This window comes from Pantoea sp. EKM21T, from assembly GCF_011800405.1.
Lineage (GTDB): Bacteria > Pseudomonadota > Gammaproteobacteria > Enterobacterales > Enterobacteriaceae > Pantoea > Pantoea agglomerans.
This window is the reverse complement of record NZ_JAALFV010000002.1, coordinates 46,086-64,891: the sequence shown is the minus strand read 5'-3', so window position 1 is coordinate 64,891 and position 18,806 is coordinate 46,086. Positions and strand designations below refer to the sequence as shown.

20 protein-coding genes are annotated in these 18,806 nt (G+C 55.2%); 15 read left to right on the top strand and 5 right to left on the bottom strand.

The features are described 5' to 3' along the window. Nucleotides 1-67 precede the first annotated feature (67 nt). The gene (gene prs / locus HFD87_RS03815) at nt 68-1,015 is read left to right on the top strand and encodes a ribose-phosphate diphosphokinase (protein ID WP_010245874.1); all 948 of its coding nucleotides are present in this window, start codon (nt 68-70) and stop codon (nt 1,013-1,015) included. Between the two features lie 214 nt (nt 1,016-1,229). Beyond that, nucleotides 1,230-2,381, top strand: coding sequence for a GGDEF domain-containing protein (locus tag HFD87_RS03810; RefSeq protein WP_167422967.1), 1,152 nt, complete (start codon nt 1,230-1,232; stop codon nt 2,379-2,381). On the opposite strand, the gene ychH is transcribed toward HFD87_RS03810, so the two are convergent. After that, nucleotides 2,378-2,653 (bottom strand): stress-induced protein YchH, encoded by a 276-nt coding sequence (gene ychH / locus HFD87_RS03805; protein ID WP_010245880.1) that lies wholly within the window; start codon nt 2,651-2,653, stop codon nt 2,378-2,380. The two genes, HFD87_RS03810 and ychH, sit on opposite strands and share 4 nt — an antisense overlap. 255 nt (nt 2,654-2,908) lie before the next feature. On the opposite strand from ychH, the gene pth reads away from it, so the two are divergent. Together pth and ychF are read left to right on the top strand one after the other, a co-directional pair. Continuing rightward, complete coding sequence (pth, locus tag HFD87_RS03800) at nt 2,909-3,496, top strand: aminoacyl-tRNA hydrolase (protein ID WP_167422966.1); 588 nt, start codon at nt 2,909-2,911, stop codon at nt 3,494-3,496. 108 nt (nt 3,497-3,604) lie between these two features. Then, complete coding sequence (gene ychF / locus HFD87_RS03795) at nt 3,605-4,696, top strand: redox-regulated ATPase YchF (protein ID WP_010245885.1); 1,092 nt, start codon at nt 3,605-3,607, stop codon at nt 4,694-4,696. A gap of 195 nt (nt 4,697-4,891) precedes the next feature. Here the strand turns inward: ychF and HFD87_RS03790 are convergent, their stop codons facing one another. The 3 genes from HFD87_RS03790 to HFD87_RS03780 all read right to left on the bottom strand — a co-directional run bounded on the left by HFD87_RS03790 (nt 4,892) and on the right by HFD87_RS03780 (nt 7,677). Next, nucleotides 4,892-5,533, bottom strand: coding sequence for a response regulator transcription factor (locus HFD87_RS03790; protein ID WP_010245888.1), 642 nt, complete (start codon nt 5,531-5,533; stop codon nt 4,892-4,894). Further along, nucleotides 5,530-7,005 (bottom strand): PAS domain S-box protein, encoded by a 1,476-nt coding sequence (locus HFD87_RS03785; protein ID WP_167422965.1) that lies wholly within the window; start codon nt 7,003-7,005, stop codon nt 5,530-5,532. The genes HFD87_RS03790 and HFD87_RS03785 overlap by 4 nt, the downstream gene beginning before the upstream one ends. Nucleotides 7,006-7,131: 126 nt before the next feature. Next, nucleotides 7,132-7,677 carry an RNA polymerase sigma factor gene (locus HFD87_RS03780; RefSeq protein ID WP_010245893.1) on the bottom strand — a complete coding sequence of 182 codons (546 nt, stop codon included), beginning with the start codon at nt 7,675-7,677 and terminating at the stop codon, nt 7,132-7,134. 275 nt (nt 7,678-7,952) lie between these two features. Here HFD87_RS03780 and sctW point away from each other — a divergent pair, with 275 nt between their 5' ends. Genes sctW through sctU form a run of 11 tightly spaced genes read left to right on the top strand, consistent with a single transcriptional unit; the run spans nt 7,953 to nt 18,298 of the window. Next, a complete protein-coding gene (gene sctW / locus HFD87_RS03775) occupies nt 7,953-9,095 on the top strand; it encodes a type III secretion system gatekeeper subunit SctW (RefSeq protein ID WP_167422964.1) in 1,143 nt (380 codons plus the stop codon). Nucleotides 9,096-9,105: 10 nt separating this feature from the next. Beyond that, entirely contained in the window at nt 9,106-11,229 is a 2,124-nt protein-coding gene (sctV, locus tag HFD87_RS03770) for a type III secretion system export apparatus subunit SctV (RefSeq protein WP_167422963.1), read from the top strand. A 2-nt stretch (nt 11,230-11,231) separates the two neighbouring features. Beyond that, a complete protein-coding gene (locus tag HFD87_RS03765; protein WP_159226355.1) occupies nt 11,232-12,098 on the top strand; it encodes an FHA domain-containing protein in 867 nt (288 codons plus the stop codon). Continuing rightward, nucleotides 12,098-13,456: a type III secretion system ATPase SctN gene (gene sctN / locus HFD87_RS03760; RefSeq protein ID WP_305848811.1), complete on the top strand. Its 1,359-nt coding sequence runs from the start codon at nt 12,098-12,100 to the stop codon at nt 13,454-13,456. Before HFD87_RS03765 ends, sctN begins: the two co-directional genes overlap by 1 nt. Then, nucleotides 13,434-13,898, top strand: a complete 465-nt coding sequence (locus tag HFD87_RS03755; RefSeq protein WP_029519026.1) for a hypothetical protein — start codon at nt 13,434-13,436, stop codon at nt 13,896-13,898. Before sctN ends, HFD87_RS03755 begins: the two co-directional genes overlap by 23 nt. Then, entirely contained in the window at nt 13,895-14,434 is a 540-nt protein-coding gene (locus HFD87_RS03750) for a type III secretion system HrpP C-terminal domain-containing protein (protein WP_167422962.1), read from the top strand. Before HFD87_RS03755 ends, HFD87_RS03750 begins: the two co-directional genes overlap by 4 nt. After that, nucleotides 14,431-15,474 (top strand): FliM/FliN family flagellar motor switch protein, encoded by a 1,044-nt coding sequence (locus tag HFD87_RS03745; RefSeq protein ID WP_033771567.1) that lies wholly within the window; start codon nt 14,431-14,433, stop codon nt 15,472-15,474. The genes HFD87_RS03750 and HFD87_RS03745 overlap by 4 nt, the downstream gene beginning before the upstream one ends. Nucleotides 15,475-15,479: 5 nt before the next feature. Beyond that, on the top strand, nt 15,480-16,133 hold the full coding sequence (gene sctR / locus HFD87_RS03740; RefSeq protein ID WP_010669972.1) for a type III secretion system export apparatus subunit SctR: 654 nt from the start codon (nt 15,480-15,482) through the stop codon (nt 16,131-16,133). A 7-nt stretch (nt 16,134-16,140) separates the two neighbouring features. Further along, nucleotides 16,141-16,401: a type III secretion system export apparatus subunit SctS gene (gene sctS, locus HFD87_RS03735; RefSeq protein ID WP_010245915.1), complete on the top strand. Its 261-nt coding sequence runs from the start codon at nt 16,141-16,143 to the stop codon at nt 16,399-16,401. Next, a complete protein-coding gene (gene sctT, locus HFD87_RS03730) occupies nt 16,401-17,216 on the top strand; it encodes a type III secretion system export apparatus subunit SctT (RefSeq protein ID WP_010245919.1) in 816 nt (271 codons plus the stop codon). The genes sctS and sctT overlap by 1 nt, the downstream gene beginning before the upstream one ends. After that, entirely contained in the window at nt 17,213-18,298 is a 1,086-nt protein-coding gene (gene sctU, locus HFD87_RS03725) for a type III secretion system export apparatus subunit SctU (protein ID WP_033771566.1), read from the top strand. The genes sctT and sctU overlap by 4 nt, the downstream gene beginning before the upstream one ends. 310 nt (nt 18,299-18,608) lie before the next feature. On the opposite strand, the gene hrpT is transcribed toward sctU, so the two are convergent. Further along, the gene (gene hrpT / locus HFD87_RS03720) at nt 18,609-18,794 is read right to left on the bottom strand and encodes an HrpT family type III secretion system protein (RefSeq protein WP_010669971.1); all 186 of its coding nucleotides are present in this window, start codon (nt 18,792-18,794) and stop codon (nt 18,609-18,611) included. Nucleotides 18,795-18,806 lie beyond the last annotated feature (12 nt).

Below are 18,806 nucleotides of genomic sequence, written 5' to 3'. Positions count from 1 at the left end.
CATGACCGTACGCGCCGGTTACAGTCATGCCGTTCATTCTCTGGACGCAAAGCCTGAGGTTCTTCTCGTGCCTGATATGAAGCTATTTGCTGGTAACGCCACCCCGGAACTAGCACAACGTATTGCCAACCGCCTTTACACCAGCCTGGGAGACGCCGCTGTAGGACGTTTCAGTGATGGTGAAGTGAGCGTACAGATCAACGAAAATGTACGCGGTGGTGATATTTTCATCATCCAGTCCACCTGTGCCCCCACCAACGATAATCTGATGGAACTGGTTGTGATGGTCGACGCGCTGCGTCGTGCTTCTGCTGGTCGTATTACCGCAGTCATCCCCTACTTTGGTTATGCCCGTCAGGATCGCCGCGTGCGTTCCGCGCGTGTACCTATCACCGCTAAAGTAGTGGCAGACTTCCTTTCCAGCGTCGGTGTTGACCGTGTTCTGACGGTTGACCTGCACGCCGAGCAGATCCAGGGCTTCTTCGACGTCCCGGTTGATAACGTATTTGGCAGTCCGATCCTGCTGGAAGATATGATGCAGATCGGTCTGGAAAACCCGATTGTTGTTTCTCCCGATATTGGTGGCGTAGTACGTGCCCGTGCTATCGCTAAACTGCTGAACGACACCGATATGGCCATCATCGATAAACGCCGCCCTCGCGCGAACGTTTCTCAGGTGATGCACATCATTGGTGACGTTGCTGGCCGCGACTGCGTGCTGGTCGACGACATGATCGACACCGGCGGCACGCTGTGCAAAGCGGCTGAAGCGCTGAAAGAGCGTGGTGCTAAACGCGTATTTGCTTACGCGACCCACCCGATCTTCTCCGGCAATGCGGTTGAAAACCTGCGTAAATCTGTGCTCGACCAGGTAATCGTCTGCGATACCATCCCACTCTCTCAGGAAATTAAGTCACTGCCGAATGTGCGCACGCTGACCTTATCTGGCATGCTGGCCGAAGCCATTCGCCGCATCAGTAACGAAGAGTCAATCTCGGCAATGTTCGAGCATTAATCTTCGCGGAACCGGGCCCTGTGCCCGGTTTTTTTATGCCTGCCGGGCGCCCGATTAACGCGCTTCTTTTTCTGATATTTTCGCGATAAATTTCCCCAAAATCGACTATTTTCAACGCCACCCACTCTTTTGATAAAACGCCGCGTTCCCCGCTTCTGCCCTGTGCCGTTAAGTGGTAATTTGCAGCGCACTTTTCATAAGAACCCTGACCGCCATGAGCCTGGATATCTATACGTTATTTGTCTGCGAGCTTTATGTGCTGGGGTTTCTGAGCATCATCATGTTTTTTGCCTGGATCGGATCGCAGTATGATCGCGTTCTCGGCTTCACCTGCCTGTCGCTGGTTTTTACCCTGATTGCGGTATTCTTAAGTAGCCTGCGCAGCAGTGGCCTGCATTTCCTGCCCGTTGCAGTGGGTAACGTTTTAGTGATGCTGGCTTACGGCGGATTGTTAAATGCGTTCCGGCGCTTCTGCGGTAAGCCCATCGGCACTCACTGGCTGCTGGGCGCCCTGCTCTGGGCACTCCTCTGCTGTTTCCCGGCATTCTATTACAGCTTACCCAAACGGGTGCTGGTGCTCTGCATCGCCTGCATCGTCTATACCGCGGCACTGATCCAGCTGGTCTGGCTGGCGCGTGCCACGCTAAAGGTGACCTTCTGGCCTGCGCAGTTGCTGCTGTGGATCCATCTGCTGTTTCACCTGGCTCGCCTGTTTCTGGACAGCGCGATTCCCAGCACGCTGCCTGGCGCCATTGGCGGATCAAACTTCTCGATTTACGTCATCCTGGAATCGATTCTGTTTGTCATCGGTCTGACATTTACTATCCTGGCCATGGTGAATGAACGGATGCAGTCAGTCTTAAAACATGCCTCAATGCACGATCCTCTGACCAGCGTCTGGAATCGTCGGGCTTTATTTAATGAAGCAGAGAAGATTGTGGCGCAATGCCGCCGTCAGAACCGACCTTTTAGCGCGATTCTGTTCGATCTGGATCATTTTAAGAGCATTAACGATCGGTATGGCCATCAACAGGGCGACCAGATATTGATTCACTTTTGCGACATTGTCAGAGGATTGATACCGGCTGAGGGGCGTTTTGCGCGACTGGGCGGAGAGGAGTTTGCGGCAATAATTCCGGCGGCGGCAACAGAGGCAGAGGCCTGGTGCGAGACGATTCGGCGGGAGGTCTGTGCGTCACAACCCAATTCAATTGCCTATTCGGTCAGCATTGGGTTTGCCACGGTCACACATCAGCAGCAGGGTTTTGACGATTTACTCGCACTGGCGGATAAAGCGCTCTATCACGCCAAGGCCAGCGGCCGGAACCGCATAGCGCAGCATCCGGTCACTGCTGGCATCAGTTAATGGTGAGAATTGTGCGACCGGCGACAACGTTTGTCATAGTGACGATGCCAGTAATAACGATCTTCAACCTTTTCACGACCACTCAGACCCGCCCCGACCAGCCACATCATTGCACCAACAAAGATGCCTAAGATTGCGCCCTGCGCCAGCGCATCTGGCAGATCAAGCGAGGGAAGCTGGTTCATAATTGAGAAACCCACGCCCAGCACCATTGTGACTAATCCCAGTACCATCAAGCTGTTACCCGCTACGCGGCAGTGTTGATGTTTCATGCTGCACCTCCATCCATATGAGTCAATAACCGCACACAATGTTAAGTGCCATAAGCTTAGGCAATGGGTGAAGATAACGTTGCGGACTGGATCACACATCAGCCATAAATAATTAACTGGCCCTGATTACAGCCTGTTGATTCAGATGGAAAATGATTAATCACCGTCATGAACCATTTCGATGCTTGTACTTTGTCATCTCGCCCGTGGCGAAGTAAACTAACGCCCTTTCGCGATAACAGCAGGATAATCATTGTGAGCAGCATTAAACTGATTGTGGGCCTTGCTAATCCAGGCGCTGAATATGCCGCCACGCGCCACAATGCCGGTGCCTGGTATCTGGATTTACTGGCTGAGCGCCACAATCAGTCACTGAAAGAGGAAGGCAAATTCTATGGCTATACCGCACGCCTGGCGATAGCCGGAGAGGATGTGCGCCTGCTGGTGCCGACCACCTCTATGAACCTGAGCGGGAAAGCCGTGGCGGCGATGGCGACCTTTTATCGCATCGCGCCAGAAGAGATCCTGGTGGCGCATGATGAACTCGATCTGCCACCCGGCGTGGCGAAGTTCAAGCAGGGCGGCGGGCATGGCGGCCATAACGGGCTGAAAGATATCATCAGCAAAATGGGCAACAACAACAATTTCCATCGGCTGCGCATCGGTATCGGACATCCCGGCGATCGCAACAAGGTGACCGGATTTGTGCTGGGCAAGCCGCCCGCCAGTGAGCAGAAGCTGATTGATGATGCCATTGATGAGGCGGCGCGCTGCACCGAACTATGGCTGAAAGAGGATCGTATCAAGGCGATGAACCGGCTGCACGCCTTCAAGCCTGCTTAAACGCCCGAATCGTCGTGATTCCGTGTATAATGCGCGAAATTTTTCAATTCGTCTCCGACAGTCCGCCTTCTGGCGCACTGTCCATCCAGTTATAAAGGGTATCAAACCATGGGATTCAAATGCGGTATCGTGGGCCTGCCGAACGTCGGTAAATCCACTCTGTTTAACGCGCTGACTAAAGCGGGCATCGAAGCGGCTAACTTCCCCTTCTGCACCATTGAGCCAAACACGGGCGTGGTGCCGATGCCTGACCTGCGTCTCGACCAGCTTTCTGAGATTGTTAAGCCGCAGCGCGTGGTGCCGACTACCATGGAATTCGTCGATATCGCCGGTCTGGTAAAAGGCGCGTCAAAAGGTGAAGGCCTGGGCAACCAGTTCCTGACCAACATCCGTGAAACCGAAGCGATCGGCCACGTGGTGCGCTGCTTTGAAAACGACAACATCATCCACGTGGCGGGTAAAGTGAACCCGGCTGAAGATATTGATGTGATCAACACCGAGCTGGCGCTGTCCGATCTTGAAACCTGTGAACGTGCGATTCAGCGCGTGCAGAAGAAAGCCAAAGGCGGCGACAAAGATGCTAAGGCTGAGCTGGCTGCGCTGGAGAAGTGTCTGCCGCATCTTTCTGAAGCGGGCATGCTGCGTTCACTGAATCTGGATGAGGACGACAAAGCGGCAATCCGCTATCTGAGCTTCCTGACTCTGAAACCCACCATGTACATAGCTAACGTCAATGAAGATGGTTTCGAGAACAACCCGTACCTGGATCAGGTGCGCGCTATCGCCGAAGCGGAAGGTTCAGTCGTGGTGCCCGTGTGCGCCGCCGTTGAGTCGGATATCGCCGAGCTGGAAGATGAAGACCGTGACGAGTTCATGGCAGAGCTGGGACTGGAAGAGCCAGGCCTGAACCGCGTTATCCGCGCTGGTTACTCCCTGCTGAACCTGCAGACCTACTTCACCGCTGGCGTAAAAGAAGTGCGTGCATGGACTATCCCGGTTGGCGCGACAGCTCCACAGGCAGCCGGTAAAATCCATACCGACTTCGAGAAAGGCTTTATCCGCGCCCAGACCATCGCGTTTGAAGATTTCATCGCTTATAAAGGCGAGCAAGGTGCTAAAGAAGCCGGCAAGATGCGTTCAGAAGGTAAAGAGTACATCGTGAAAGATGGCGATGTGATGAACTTCCTGTTTAACGTCTGATTAAAGATTGTTGTCTCATGGGGTTTCATCAAAACTATGAAGTCTGACAGACTCCCTAAAATCCACGCCATGGCGTGGATTTTTTATTATGCGGTCGGGGTAAAATTCAGGCGGACACGTCCTTCCCATTAGCCGTGCTGCAAAATACTTTCAGATCGACCCCGCCCGAGGCTTATCAGGCGGAGCCTTAAGACGTTATTGCACCAGGTTATGCTGCAGGGAATATTTCACGATATGGGCATTATTGGTAAATTTCATTCGCTTCATCATGCGTGATTTATAGGTGCTGACGGTTTTATTACTGATGGAGAGCGCATCGGCTATCGCATTAATCGACTCCCCGTGGGCCAGCATGATCATGATTTGCCGTTCGCGCATCGTCAGGCTCTCATGAGGCGCACGATTATTGCTCTGGTAGTCGGAGAAGATAATCTCCTGTGCCAGATCGTGATCGATATAGCGTGATCCCTGCGCCACGGTGCGAATCGCTTTGAGTAAAACATCCGGCGACTTGTCTTTGGTGATATAGCCCAGCGCACCATTATTTAACACCCGCCGGGTAATTTGCGGTTCGTTGTACATACTCAATACCAGAATGCGCAGCCGGGGATAGAGAGGCATCAGGCGGGTAATCAGATCTTCTCCGCTCATGCCAGGCATCGAAATATCGAGCAGCAGCAGATCGACTTCGTGCTGACGCAGGCGCTCCAGCACCTGGCCGCTATCCGATGCTTCGCATACCACGTCGATATTGTCATCAAGAGCAAAAATTTGCTTCAGGCCCTCGCGCATAATGGCATGATCGTCGGCAATCATCAGACGTATGCATTTACTCATCGGTTAATACTCCCGGTTTTCGGACAGGATGCGACTGATTTAGCGCTTACAGAGAGGGGGAATTTCAGTTTAACCCGGGTCCCTTTACCAGGTGTACTATCGATGGTCGCTTCTCCATTTAGCATGCGTCCTCGCTCCCTGATGCCGTGCAGCCCACACGTCCCTTTCTTCACTCGATTCAGATGAAACCCTTTACCGTTATCGACAACTTCGATGAGCAGCGCATCCGGCGTGAGTTTGACGAAGATATAAACATTGCTGGCTCTGGCATGGCGGACGACATTGGTGAGAGACTCCTGTACCACGCGAAACGCCGCCGTCAGCGTCGCTTCATCCAGCACCACGGTATGTTCATCAGGTGCCAGTAAAATGCAGCGGATTCCATTGTTTTTTATAAACTGATCGCGCAACCATTCCAGCGCCGGAATTAAACCAAGATTGAGAACGTTAGGCCGCAGGCGGGTCGAGACATCCCGTACCACCTGAATCGTGCTGTCCAGATGCACCATCAGCTGCTGAATTTTTGCCTGCTGCGCATCGACAGGCTGATCTTTACGCATCGCCAGCAGCGACAACCCTGTACGCAGAGCGGTTAAATGCTGGCCCAGCTCGTCATGAATATCACGCGCCAGCTGTTTTTTTTCCGCTTCCCGCGCCCGCTCGAGATTATGAGTTAACTGCCGCAACTCCTCTTCGGTCTTGCGGATTGCAGTGATATCGCGCCCAACCGCCAGCACGCTAACCAGCTCGCCCTGTAAATCATATTCCGGCACGCAGCGCACATGCAGGGTGCGTTTATCACCCTGATGCTTTACCACCAGCTCATCTTCGGCCACTTTCTCATCAACCATCGTGCGTGAGACCAGCTTAAACAGGCTCAGTCCAATCCCCCCGCGCTGCACGCTTTCAGTCAGCGGCACCCGACTGATATCGTTTTCGCTAAGATTAAACCAGCTGCGGACCGCCAGGTTGGCATAGAGGCAGCGGGTCTGCAAATCAAACCGTAAAATGAGGTCGGGAGAATTTTCCACTACCTGATGCAGCTGTTTTTCCCGAAGTTGCTGCTGCTCTTTTTGCCGGCGAATTTCATGCATATCGTGCACAATGCATAAGATATGCAGCTCACCATCCTGGTGATATCCGCTACAACTCACTTCTACGGGAAAAACGTTATGCCGGCCGGTATGATGTGAAGTGAATTGTATCCCTTCAGGGCGGGTACTGAGTTTCCACCACAGGGCAAAAACATCATTGTCGCGCAGCTCTTTATCAATGATGTCAAAGCTGAGCTGCGAAAATGCCTCGCGGGAATATCCCGTCAACTGGCAGGCCTTTTCATTGACATATTTGATATGCAGCTGGCTGTCTATCAAATATATCGCATCATGAATTTTGTTTAAGGCAATATTTGATAAACCTGTGATAGTAGTTTTGTCATTGTCATTCTGGTCAGATACACCCTGTAAAAGCATTATTCCCTCCACGGATTTATCAAGCCGCAGAGAATAACGTTCCGACGGCATGATAGTCATAACCCGCTAAATATTAACGAGCTGATAAGCTTAGCAGTTAAATTGCCATTTTTCGCAGGCCCATATTCAGGCGTAAATTCTCCCCTTTAATGTTTCCCGCGCGCGTGAGAGCCGAGAGCGCACGGTGCCTACCGGGATTTCTAACTGCTGAGCGATATCCTGATAGCTGCCCTCCTCCTCCACAAGGATAGACAGCATCACCCTGACGTCTTTCGGTAAAATTTCGAGGGATGCCAGCGTATGACTCAGTAATTGCCTGTTTTCCGTCAGATCGCTGGGATCATTATCCAGCAGCAGATCGGCGATAACTTCATCATTAAGATTATCAAACAGATAGTGGATCTGTTTTGATTTGTAGTAGTTGCGAATCAAATTAACTGCGATGCCAAATACCCACGTTTCCGGACGGGATGCGCCGCGAAACTTATGGCGATTACACAACACTTCCAGACAGGTCATTTGCAGGATGTCATCAGCATCTTCATGGCTGGCAATACGTTTTCGAATGAAATTTAACAGCTTCTTATTATGCGTAACGAAGATCTCATCCCAGTTTACGTTAATTGCTAAGGGTGACTCTGCGACAGCGGATACGAGCGTTGAATTAATCATTTTCTTATCTCTCTCATTAGTAGCAATTGATTTCGTTACATAGCAAGAGATATGCCATCTGCTGCTCAACAAATAAGCTGCTGTTTATGAAAACAATTAATTCTCCATACAGAATTATCTGAGACAGTTTTTACCCTTCCTTATCGATGAATAATGCAAAAAATTGCACTGATTTCCGGATGAAATTATTTCCACTTTTTTTTACCGCTTTTTTCGGAACCGGTAAGCGTTATTTGACACAGAAAGAGAGTAATAACCATTGAGGATGGCTGGCGATGCTCAAAATACAACATGCGATACCGGCGCTGGCGCACTCGCTAAAAGCTCTGCATAAAAACACGCCACAGACAGCAGGTAAAAACGACGTGCCGGATAATGTCCGCGCGCGTGAAACCTCACTGAATGACGCGATGGAAGAAATGGGCGCCGCGTTCAGTGAAAAGATGGAACGCAGGCAAAAGGCGCAGGACCGCCGTAATGCGTCGCGGAACCAGCAGCGTGGCAAACATGCGCTCAGCAAAGTCGGAGAGTTGAATGCACTATTTTCCCTACTCGACGGCGGCGATGAACAACAAACGCTGGAGCAGATGGCGTGGCTACGTGCCGCCCTGCGCCAGAATCCGCCGCCGGATAGCGACACACTTCTGGAAAAGACCGGCGGCGATCCGGCGCGCACCGCCCTGCTACTGCGTGTGATCGGCGAACAGGCACAGGATAAAGGCGACGGGGAACTGGCCGGGCTGGCCGGGGCCCAGCTGGATAAGCTACAGCAGACCCACGGCCAGACCATTCGTGCAGGCAACAACACGGCGTCAGCCATCGCCGGGTATACCCGCGATCCGCAGCGTAAACAGTCGTTGCGCAACCTCTATTACGACAGCATCGTCCACCAGCAGTCCGCAACCAGGATGCTGGATATGCTGCTGGAGCTGATCGGCTCGCGTAATCTGATCCCGACGCTGCGTACTCTGCAGCGCGCGCTGGCGGATGATATCGCCGCACTTGCCCCCTCAATCAGCGTTATTACCCTCGGACGTATCCACCGCGGACTGCGCGATGCTGCCGGGATAAGCCAGACGCTGAGCGACAGCACTGCCTTTTTGCAGCGTATGCGCAGCAAACTGCCCAGTGTTGCCATGAACAGCCTGACTCTGGCACGCCGGATGTTGCAAATCAGCCATAACGGCGCTTATCAGAGTGATTTTACCGGGCTGGCAGACGAGATTGTCGGCCAGAACAGGCAACATCTGCCGCTCTTTTTTAGTTCGCTTTTTCCGCTCCTGCACGGCGTGCCAGCCTCGCTGTGGCCCGCTCAGGAAAATCGTGACAACGCGTTAAAACTGCTGCGCGGCATGATTACGGACGTCACTAAAACTGAGCAGCAACAGCAACGCCGCAACCGAAACGCTGCGTCGTGAGGCAACAAAGATGAATACCCTGTTTCACATATTGAATCGAATCGCGATCAGCGCCATGCAACGCTCCGAAGTGGTCGGTGCGGCTTTTGCCATGGCGCTGGTGTTTATGCTTATTATTCCCTTACCGCTGCCATTAATTGATGCGCTGATAGCGGTGAATATCTGCCTGTCATCTCTGCTGGTCGTGCTGGCCATGTATCTGCCTAAGCCGCTGGCGTTCTCAACCTTTCCCGCCGTGCTGCTGCTCACCACCATGTTCCGCCTGGCACTCTCTATCTCCACCACCCGCCAGATCTTAATTCAGCAGGATGCGGGCCATGTGGTGGCGGCTTTCGGTAACTTTGTGGTGGGCGGCAACCTTGCGGTAGGGATGGTGATGTTCCTGATCCTGACTGTGGTGAACTTCCTGGTCATTACCAAAGGTTCCGAAAGGGTAGCCGAAGTGGCTGCGCGTTTTACCCTTGATGCAATGCCAGGTAAACAGATGTCCATCGACAGCGATCTGCGCGCCGGACTGATTGATGGGGTACAGGCCAGAAACCGGCGTAATGAACTGGCAAAAGAGAGTCAGTTATTCGGGGCGATGGATGGCGCGATGAAGTTTGTTAAAGGTGACGCTATCGCCGGGCTGGTGATTGTCGTGATTAACCTGATTGGCGGCATCAGTATTGGCGTGCTGCAGCTGGGCATGCCTGCTGGCGAAGCGATGCATATCTACTCGATTCTGACCATCGGTGACGGACTGATTGCACAGATCCCTGCGCTGCTGATCTCGCTGACCGCCGGGATGCTGATTACCCGCGTCTCGTCCGACAATGAGCAGACGGCTGACAATAATATCGGCCGCGAGATTGCCGAGCAGTTAACCAGCCAGCCGAAAGCCTGGCTGCTCTCCTCAATGGGGATGGTGGGCTTTGCCCTGCTGCCAGGTATGCCAACGGCAATTTTTCTGCTGCTGGCCGCGCTGACGATGATTAGCGGCGGTTTTCAGATCTGGCGTGTCAGAAAGACCCTGAGCCTTGCGCAGCCGCAAATGGAAAATGAGGTCATTCCCCCTGAGCTGAACGGCAAGGAGGATTTACGTCAGTTCAACCCAACACGACCTTATCTGATCAATTTCTCGTCCTCATGGCGCGGCCATCCGGAGATGCTGGAGCTGGTGCAGGATATTCGCCGGCTGCGTAACCGTATCGTTTACCACTTCGGCTTTACCCTGCCAGCGTTCGATATCGAGTTTCTCGACCAGCAGACGGAAGATGAGTTTCGCTTCTCGGTTTATGAAATCCCGAAAGTAAAAGGGACATTTAACGTGTCGCATCGGGCGGTGAAACGCCGCTGGCTGGACGAGATCGCGTCAACCGACAGGGAAAGCGTGGCAGAGGGCGACGAGCAGCGTCAGGAAGGCGATCTTATCTGGCTGGCGGCGGATCATCCGCTGCTGCAAAACGAAGAGGTCGAGCGCTGGACGGCGCGCGAAATCCTGGTAAAGCGCATGGAGAACGCTATTCACGCCAGCAGCCCGCATTTTATTGGTCTCCAGGAAACCCGCGCGCTGGTGAGCTGGCTGGAATCAGAGCAGCCGGAGCTGTCGCAGGAGTTACAGCGCGTGATGCCCCTCTCACGTTTCTCCAGCGTCCTGCAAAAACTGGTTTCAGAACGTATTCCGCTGCGATCGGTTCGGGCAATTGCCGAAGCGCTGATCGAGCATGGGCAGCATGAGCGCGACATCTGGCTGCTGACCGACCAGGTGCGCATTTCGTTAAAAAATCACCTCTGTTACCAGTATGCCCGTCCGGACGGCCTGCATGTCTGGCTGCTGACACCGGAACTGGAAGAACAGTTGCGTGACTCGCTTCGTCAGACGCAAAACGATCTGTTCTTTGCGCTAACCCATGAGCAGATCAGCGCCATTCTCCCGCTCATCGCCAACGCATTCCCGGTTGACACCCCGGAAAGCGCGGTGCTGCTGGTCGCCCAGGATTTGCGCAGCCCGATGCGCGGGCTTATTCAGGAAGAGTTCCACTATGTGCCGGTGCTCTCGTTTGCAGAGCTGCAACCCAAACTCGCAGTAAATGTGCTGGGCCGTATAGAGCTCGATCCGGCCGCTTACTCACTTACCACGTGGGAGAGTTAACCATGTTCGAACTGCGCGTGCTGTCTGGCCTGCATTTAGGCGCCGCGTTACCCCTCTTCGGTGATAAATGGCTGATTGGCCACGCCGATGAGGCCGATCTGATGCTTAGCGATGCTCGCGTTGCTGCCCGCCAGTGCGAGCTGCGCCGGGAAGAGACCCGGTGGCTGGCACAACCGCACGGCGGGGAAGCCTATGCCATTAATAGTGAAGAACCTTTTCAGGTCGCTGACGTCTGGCTCTGCGTCGCGCGTATCGACACGCCGTGGGCCGCCTGTATGCCGCCTGCCACCCCTTCTATGCCAGAAGAAACTGCTGAAGCACCGAATGAGGCCATACCCCCGGTCGCTGCACGTAAAGGGATATTCACCCGCAGCATCCGCACGCTGGTCTGGAGCCTGATGTTGCTGCTCACTCTGACAGTAATGAGCTGGGTTTTGCAGCCCACCGTAGCCCAGACTCAGGTCACCTCCTCCCGGCCACTGAGTACTCCCGCAGAATTGCAGGCTCCGTTACAGAAAATGTTGCGCGAACGCGATCTGGCGAGCCTCGTGAAAGTTGACATGCATAATCAGCGACTGCGTCTTACAGGCCGCCTCAGTAAGCCACAGATGCAAATCTATAAACGAATGCTGGAGCGCTTTAACGCAACGTACACCAGCGATATCCCGCTGGATAACCAGGTCAGGCTGCTGAAGGTCAGACTGCCGTTTCGCATTGTGCAAATCACCACCGGTAGCCGCGCCAATATTGTCACTGATGATGGGCAGCGTCTGTTTATCGGCGATGAAGTAGACAACCTGCGGCTGGTGGCGATTACCAGTACCCAGATCGAGTTTAACGGGCGCGATAACATTAAGGTGAGCTGGTAATGACGATGACACTGGAGCAGTGGTATCAGCAGCAGCGGCGGCGGCTGACCTGCTTTTCGCCGGTCGAAAGCTTTGGTCGCATTACCGGGATCAGCGGGATATTGCTTGAAAGTAGCCTGCCTCAGGCGCGGATTGGCGATCTCTGCCAGATCGCCCGGGATGACGGGCAAAGCGTGCTGGCAGAGGTGGTCGGCTTTAACCCGCAGCACACGCTGCTCTCCGCCCTTGGCCAGCTCGACGGCATAGCCCGGGGCGCGCGCGTGGTTCCGCTGCGCCTGCCACACAGTATTGTGGTGTCCGACGCCCTGCTCGGCAGCGTACTTGACGGCTTTGGCCGTCCACTGGATGCAGGCCAGCCTGGCGCGTTCGCCCTGCCCGGTACGGTGGATGATGCGGTAGGCGTACTGGGCGATGCCCCGGCACCCACCGATCGTCCGCGCATCGATACGCCGCTGCCGACCGGCATTCGCGCCATTGATGGCCCGCTGACCCTGGGCGTGGGACAGCGGGTGGGGATCTTCGCCGGCGCGGGCTGCGGGAAAACCACCCTGCTGGCAGAGATTGCCCGTAATACGCCCTGCGATGTCATTGTCTTTGGTTTGATTGGCGAGCGTGGGCGCGAATTGCGCGAGTTTCTTGACCACGAACTGGATGAGGCGCTGCGCAGCCGTACGGTGCTCATCTGCGCCACCTCCGATCGCAGCAGTATGGAACGCGCCAGGGCCGCTTTTACTGCCACTGCCATCGCCGAAGCCTGGCGCGATAAGGGTAAGAACGTGCTGTTAATCCTCGACTCCCTGACCCGCTTTGCCCGCGCCCAGCGTGAAATCGGCCTTGCGCTGGGCGAGCCACCGGGTCGCGGCGGGCTGCCGCCTTCGGTTTATACCTTATTACCCACCCTGCTGGAGCGCGCAGGACAGACCTCACGGGGGGCCATCACCGCCCTCTATTCCGTGCTGATTGAAGCCGATTCAATGAACGATCCGGTCGCGGACGAAGTGAGATCCCTGATTGATGGCCACATTGTGCTGACCCGTCGTCTGGCGGAGCGCGGTCACTACCCGGCTATTGATGTGCTGGCAAGCCTGAGCCGAACCATGAGCAACGTTGCGACTCGCGAGCATAGCCGCGACGCCACGCAGCTGCGCCGCATGATGTCCGCCTGGCAGCAGGTAGAAATGTTAATCCGCCTGGGAGAATACCAGCCGGGACATGATGCCATGACCGATGCGGCAGTATCGGCTCAGGAGGCGATAAATGGCTATCTGCAACAGGCGATGCACGCGCCCTGCGGATATGACGACACACTGCATTACTTAGCGGAGGTAAGCCAGCATGCGCCGTCATCCGCTACCTGATCACGACATCACGACTGATGAGGGCAGCGCTGAATTGCAGCAGGCCTTCTCTCTGCTGCTGCCAATTCGCCGCCAGCGCTTACGCCGCTGCGAACGGTTGCAACGGCAAGCGGAGCAGGCGCTGTGCGAAACGCAACGTCAGTCAGCCGAGGCGGAACATCAGCTTGAAGCCGCACAACAGCATTATCAGCAACTGCGCGATAGCTTTGCCGGACACCACCAGTCGGGGTTGCAAAAACAGGAGCGTCTGGTCGGAGGATTGGCCCGGGAGCGCCAGGCCAGCGACGCGGTGAGTGGGCAGCGTAATCAGTTGCAACAGTGCCGCGCACAGCAGGTCATGCAACAACAACAGGTGCAGCACACACAGCAGCAAACACAGGCGCGTCTGCGCGATGTGGAAAAACTGGAATATCTGATGGCGCACAGCGAGGCATTACGATGACAGCCTTACCCCACCCCCCGCAAAATAATCCAGCGCCGCCTGCACGGCCGGAGGTGCAGCGCCGTTCGCCGCAGACCGGACCTTCAGACGTCGCGACATCCGAGCGTAAATCCCGCACCGAGCCGTTTCGCGAAGAGGGTTCGCTGTTCGACGCGCTGTTGCTCATCCCCAGCGAACTGCCGCAACCGCTTATCATACCCTGGGAAGGCTCCCCCTCTTTTGGGTCACAGTTATCCCATGAGCATGTGGCTCCCGCTTCTCCGGCCAGGGCCTGGCAACAACTGGAGCCCCCCCTGTGCGCCATGGCAGAAAATCAGCCTGCTGGCCCGATATCGATGACGCTACTGCTGCCCCTTTTAGGCGAAGTGGATGCCCGCCTGAGTCCTTTTGCCGCGGGCTGGGATATCAGCCTGCGTTTTGCGCCACCTGCCATGACGATGATGGCCGCCCATCAGGAACGCTGCCGGAAGTCCCTGCGCCGCCGGATGGCCTGCGCTGTGCGCCTGCGTTTTGAGCAGCGCGGAGGCCGGGAATGAAACCCTTATCCCTGCGCACTCTGCCGCGCGAAGAAGCCAGCCTGCGCCAGCGTATCGGCCACGGCCTTGGCTATCCTTTTACCCTTGCAGGCGAAGCGGGTGAGCTTCAGCTGCGGCTCGCCCCCCCCGGCGAGCGGCCACCGACGCAGAGCTTCTCATGCAAGGCGGGAGGGTTATCTCTGGCGGAGAGCGAAGCGCTGCTGAGTCTGTTTTCCACTTGCCCGCTGCTGCCAGAACCCGGGGCGTGCGCTGACTGGTACTGGCCGCTCTTTAACCAGCATCTCAGCCCGGCATTGCGCGCGCTATTTGGCGACCTGACGCCGCAGGACGCGCTCTGCGCACCGGTTGAGGGGATGTGGCTTGCGATTAGCGTCACGATCGGTGAGGCGCAGGCGCAAAGTCAGTTATATCTTGCGCCCGCCACATTGGCGGCGTTGTTAAACCAGCCTGGCTGGGCTCCGCTCCCTGCACCGCTTTGCAGCGCCCTGCCGTTATCGCTGCCGATAGAACTGGGTGCGGTGTCGTTTGCTCCCTCGCAGTTACGCACACTTCGCCCCGGTGATGTGATTTTCCCTGCTACCTCGTATTTTTTCCCGACCGGTCGCGGCGAGCTTCGCCTTGCGCAATTGCACCTTAAGGGCGAATTGCTGTTCGGGGAGGGGCATCCTGCCCGTTTTCTTATTACCCGTCTGGAGAATAGTTACATGAATGTGACCCCCGAAGATAATCTGCCTGCCGATACACCTCAAGCGGATGAAGGCCTGACTGAAACAACGGCGCCTGTGGCATCACCTTTTGATGCGCTGCCGCTGGCCCTGACCGTGCGCTGCGGCCATCTCAGACTTACCCTGGGTGAGTTAAATCGTCTGGATGTTGGCTCGACGGTCACGGTCGAAAACGTCGTGCCCGGTGAAGCACTGCTATGTCACGGCGAGTTTCCGCTGGCGAAAGGCGAACTGGTCGATGTCGAAGGACGTCTGGGGTTGCAGATTACTCACATGCTGCCGGGCGTGGCGAGCGTCGGGGATGTGAACAGGTGATTCCGATGGAGATGGGGCCACTCAACCCGATTATGCTGGCGCTGTTTCTCGGCGCACTGGCACTGCTGCCGATGATGCTCATTATCTGTACCAGCTTTTTGAAAATTACGATGGTGCTGCAATTGACGCGCAACGCGATGGGCGTGCAGCAGGTGCCGCCAACAATGGCGCTCAACGGCATTGCGCTGGCGGCAACGCTATTTATTATGGCGCCGGTATTTAGCGATATGACCGACAGGCTGAAAGCGATCCCTGTCGATTTCAGCAGTATGGAGCGGCTCGAATATACCGCCGCTAATGGTATCGAACCGCTGAAAACGTTTATGCATAAAAATACCGATCCGGACATTGTCATCCATCTGCAGGAAAATGCCCAGCGTATGTGGCCAAAGAAAATGGCAGATTCGGTCACCCCCGAAAATATGCTGCTCATTATCCCGGCCTTCGTGCTATCGGAGCTGCAGAACGGTTTCAAAATCGGCTTTCTGATTTTTATTCCTTTTATTGTCGTTGACCTGATCGTCTCGAATATCCTGCTGGCGCTCGGGATGCAGATGGTGTCGCCGATGACCGTTTCGCTGCCACTGAAGATCCTGCTGTTTGTGCTCATCAGCGGCTGGACGCGGCTGCTCGACGGCCTGTTCTACAGCTATTTATGAGGTCATCATGGATATTCTGACGCTGTTTCGCCAGGGGTTATTGCTGGTGGTTATCCTCTCCGCGCCGCCGCTGCTGGTGGCAGTGATCTCCGGGGTAATTATTTCACTGGTGCAGGCCGCGATGCAGTTGCAGGATCAGACCCTGCCGTTCTGCATCAAACTTATCGCGGTCGGCCTGACGCTGGCGCTTACCGGGCGCTGGGTCGGTGTTGAACTGATGGAGCTGGCGCAGGCGGCGTTTGCGATGATGTCAACGGTCAGTTCCTGATGCTGACAGGTTACCCACTCACCGATACGTTTCATGCCATCCTCGCGCTGGGACTTGGCATGGCGCGCATCTTTCCCTGCCTGTTACTGACACCGATATTCTCTTTTAGCGTCATAAAAGGGCTGCTGCGAACCGCCATTGCTGTGGCGCTGGCGCTGTTTATCGCCCCAGGCATCAAAGAACAAATTGATGTGCTTGAGCCGACAATGATGGCGCTGGCAGGGCTGGTACTCAAAGAGTTGATGATAGGCACCCTGCTCGGATTGTTGCTGGCGTTGCCTTTCTGGCTGTATGAGTCTGTCGGTGCGTTATTCGATAACCAGCGGGGTGCCTTAATGGGTGGGCAAATTAACCCCCAACTGGGGCCGGATGTGACGCCTCTGGGTAAGTTAATGCAGCAGGTGCTGATATTGCTGCTGGTCACAGGGCTGGGATTATCGACCATCACCCAGGTGATCTGGGACAGCTATCATCTTTGGTCCGCCACCCAGTGGATACCTTTCCCCGCAGAGGCAGGTTTTCACGTCTGGCTTACGCTTTTGGGGAAAATCTTCAGCGATATGGTGCTTTATGCCGGGCCGCCGGTGGCGCTGATGCTGCTGCTCGATTTTGCCATCGGTGTGATGAGTCTCTATAGCCCACAGCTACAGGCGACTGCCCTGACAATTCCGTTGAAATGCCTGCTCGGCATGTTGTTTTTTATCCTCTATCTGCCACTGCTGGACCATCTGGGTAATGCGCGGTTGTATGAACTGCGCGATCTTATCCCTGTCCTGTCGCAGATATTTGCCCCTTCAGCCGGGAGCGCGCCATGAGCGAAAAAACCGAAGACGCTACACCGCAAAAACTCAGAGAGTCGCGCAAAAAAGGCCAGGTCAGCCAGAGCCAGGATATCCCTAAGCTGCTTATCTCAATCGGTATCCTTGAGACCCTGTTTGCTATGGTGGATACCGGGATGCAGCGGTTGCAGGCGATGATGCTGCTGCCGTTAACGCGTCTGCGCGACCCATTCGATCACGCGATGGAGGAAGTAATAAGTGATAGCGTCACCGTAATGCTGGTGCTGGTGGGCATCGCGTGCGCCATTGCCATGCTGCTGCGGGTGGTGGGCGGCTGGGTGCAGTTCGGCCCACTCTTCTCCACCGAAGCGCTGGCACCGAAACCGGATGCGCTTAACCCGTTTAATCACCTGAAGAATATGTTTTCCGCCCGCCAGTTTACCCAGCTTTTGACCAGCATCTTTAAAGCGGTGGTGATAGGCCTGGTGGTATGGCAGGCGATCATGCCGGACCTCGGTGGCCTTGCTCAGCTGGCGCTTGGCGATCTCAACGGTTTCTGGCAGGGGGTGATGGCGCTGTTTATGAAGGTGTCACGTCGGGTGCTGATGGTGATGCTAATAATCAGCCTGTTCGATTTTGGTATTCAGCGCTATTTCTTCCTCAAACAGCAGCGTATGAGTCATGAAGATATCAAAAACGAATTTAAGCAGAGCGAAGGCGATCCGCATATGAAAGGCCACCGCCGTCAGCTGGCTCAGGAGATCCTGAATGAAGAGCCGGTGCCTGCCCGTGAGATTAACGTGGAAGACGCGGATGTGTTGCTGGTTAATCCCACCCATTTTGCCGTCGGTCTCTATTATCGCCCGGATGAAACGCCGCTGCCGCGTCTGCTGTTTAAGGCTTGCGATGAAGAGGCGCGGGCATTAATTGAAGAGGCGCAGCGTAAAAAGAGACCGGTTATCCGCTTTATCTGGCTCACCCGCACTCTGTGGCGCACCACGCGGGAAGGCGCTTATGTTCCACGCGAAACGTTAAATGCCGTCGCGCACGTCTATCGTCTGCTGCGGGAGCTGGAGGATCACTATCTGGATGAGGTGATTGAGATTCGGGAAGAATAGTGCGGAGGGTAACTCCGCACTATCTTATCAGGCAGTCACATCTGCATCTCACGGGCCTGCTGAATAAAAGCCAGTATTAAAGCGCTAAAAGTCGCCGGGGTGAAACCGGCAAGCGGTTGCTGATAACAGAGCCGCCTGCGGTTTGCTGCAGGAAAACTGACGTAATGGAATAGCATTACCAGCACTGGCATGCGGGCAAAGAGTGCGCCGCACACAGGCTTCCCGGAAACGGAAGGTGAATAGCTATGGTCGATTCTCGCTAAAATAGGGCCCCAGCGATCAGCCGGGGCCTGGGACTGCCGAAACGTGATTAGTTATCTACCGTTATCCGCGTGTAGTCGTTCGGGCCATTACGCAGTTGTGGTTGCCACCAGATGGTCAGGTTATGCAGGTCTGAAGAGGGGCGACAGCCCACGTCATTACATCCGCCCTGCGGCCGCGCGCAGGCACTCAGCACCAGCGCGGCGGCGGTAAGCACAATTATTCTCACTAACATGCTTTTTCCTTA

Excerpts from the sequence above, each read along its gene's own strand:
- sctV (WP_167422963.1), top strand. The coding sequence starts at position 9,106 with ATGAATACCCTGTTTCACATATTGAATCGAATCGCGATCAGCGCCATG.
- HFD87_RS03750 (WP_167422962.1), top strand. The coding sequence starts at position 13,895 with ATGACAGCCTTACCCCACCCCCCGCAAAATAATCCAGCGCCGCCTGCA.
- hrpT (WP_010669971.1), bottom strand. The coding sequence starts at position 18,794 with ATGTTAGTGAGAATAATTGTGCTTACCGCCGCCGCGCTGGTGCTGAGT.
- sctT (WP_010245919.1), top strand. The coding sequence starts at position 16,401 with ATGCTGACAGGTTACCCACTCACCGATACGTTTCATGCCATCCTCGCG.
- HFD87_RS03755 (WP_029519026.1), top strand. The coding sequence starts at position 13,434 with ATGCGCCGTCATCCGCTACCTGATCACGACATCACGACTGATGAGGGC.
- sctS (WP_010245915.1), top strand. The coding sequence starts at position 16,141 with ATGGATATTCTGACGCTGTTTCGCCAGGGGTTATTGCTGGTGGTTATC.
- HFD87_RS03790 (WP_010245888.1), bottom strand. The coding sequence starts at position 5,533 with ATGAGTAAATGCATACGTCTGATGATTGCCGACGATCATGCCATTATG.
- HFD87_RS03785 (WP_167422965.1), bottom strand. The coding sequence starts at position 7,005 with ATGCTTTTACAGGGTGTATCTGACCAGAATGACAATGACAAAACTACT.
- sctN (WP_305848811.1), top strand. The coding sequence starts at position 12,098 with ATGACGATGACACTGGAGCAGTGGTATCAGCAGCAGCGGCGGCGGCTG.
- sctU (WP_033771566.1), top strand. The coding sequence starts at position 17,213 with ATGAGCGAAAAAACCGAAGACGCTACACCGCAAAAACTCAGAGAGTCG.
- ychH (WP_010245880.1), bottom strand. The coding sequence starts at position 2,653 with ATGAAACATCAACACTGCCGCGTAGCGGGTAACAGCTTGATGGTACTG.
- ychF (WP_010245885.1), top strand. The coding sequence starts at position 3,605 with ATGGGATTCAAATGCGGTATCGTGGGCCTGCCGAACGTCGGTAAATCC.
- sctW (WP_167422964.1), top strand. The coding sequence starts at position 7,953 with ATGCTCAAAATACAACATGCGATACCGGCGCTGGCGCACTCGCTAAAA.
- sctR (WP_010669972.1), top strand. The coding sequence starts at position 15,480 with ATGGAGATGGGGCCACTCAACCCGATTATGCTGGCGCTGTTTCTCGGC.
- HFD87_RS03745 (WP_033771567.1), top strand. The coding sequence starts at position 14,431 with ATGAAACCCTTATCCCTGCGCACTCTGCCGCGCGAAGAAGCCAGCCTG.
- HFD87_RS03810 (WP_167422967.1), top strand. The coding sequence starts at position 1,230 with ATGAGCCTGGATATCTATACGTTATTTGTCTGCGAGCTTTATGTGCTG.
- HFD87_RS03765 (WP_159226355.1), top strand. The coding sequence starts at position 11,232 with ATGTTCGAACTGCGCGTGCTGTCTGGCCTGCATTTAGGCGCCGCGTTA.
- HFD87_RS03780 (WP_010245893.1), bottom strand. The coding sequence starts at position 7,677 with ATGATTAATTCAACGCTCGTATCCGCTGTCGCAGAGTCACCCTTAGCA.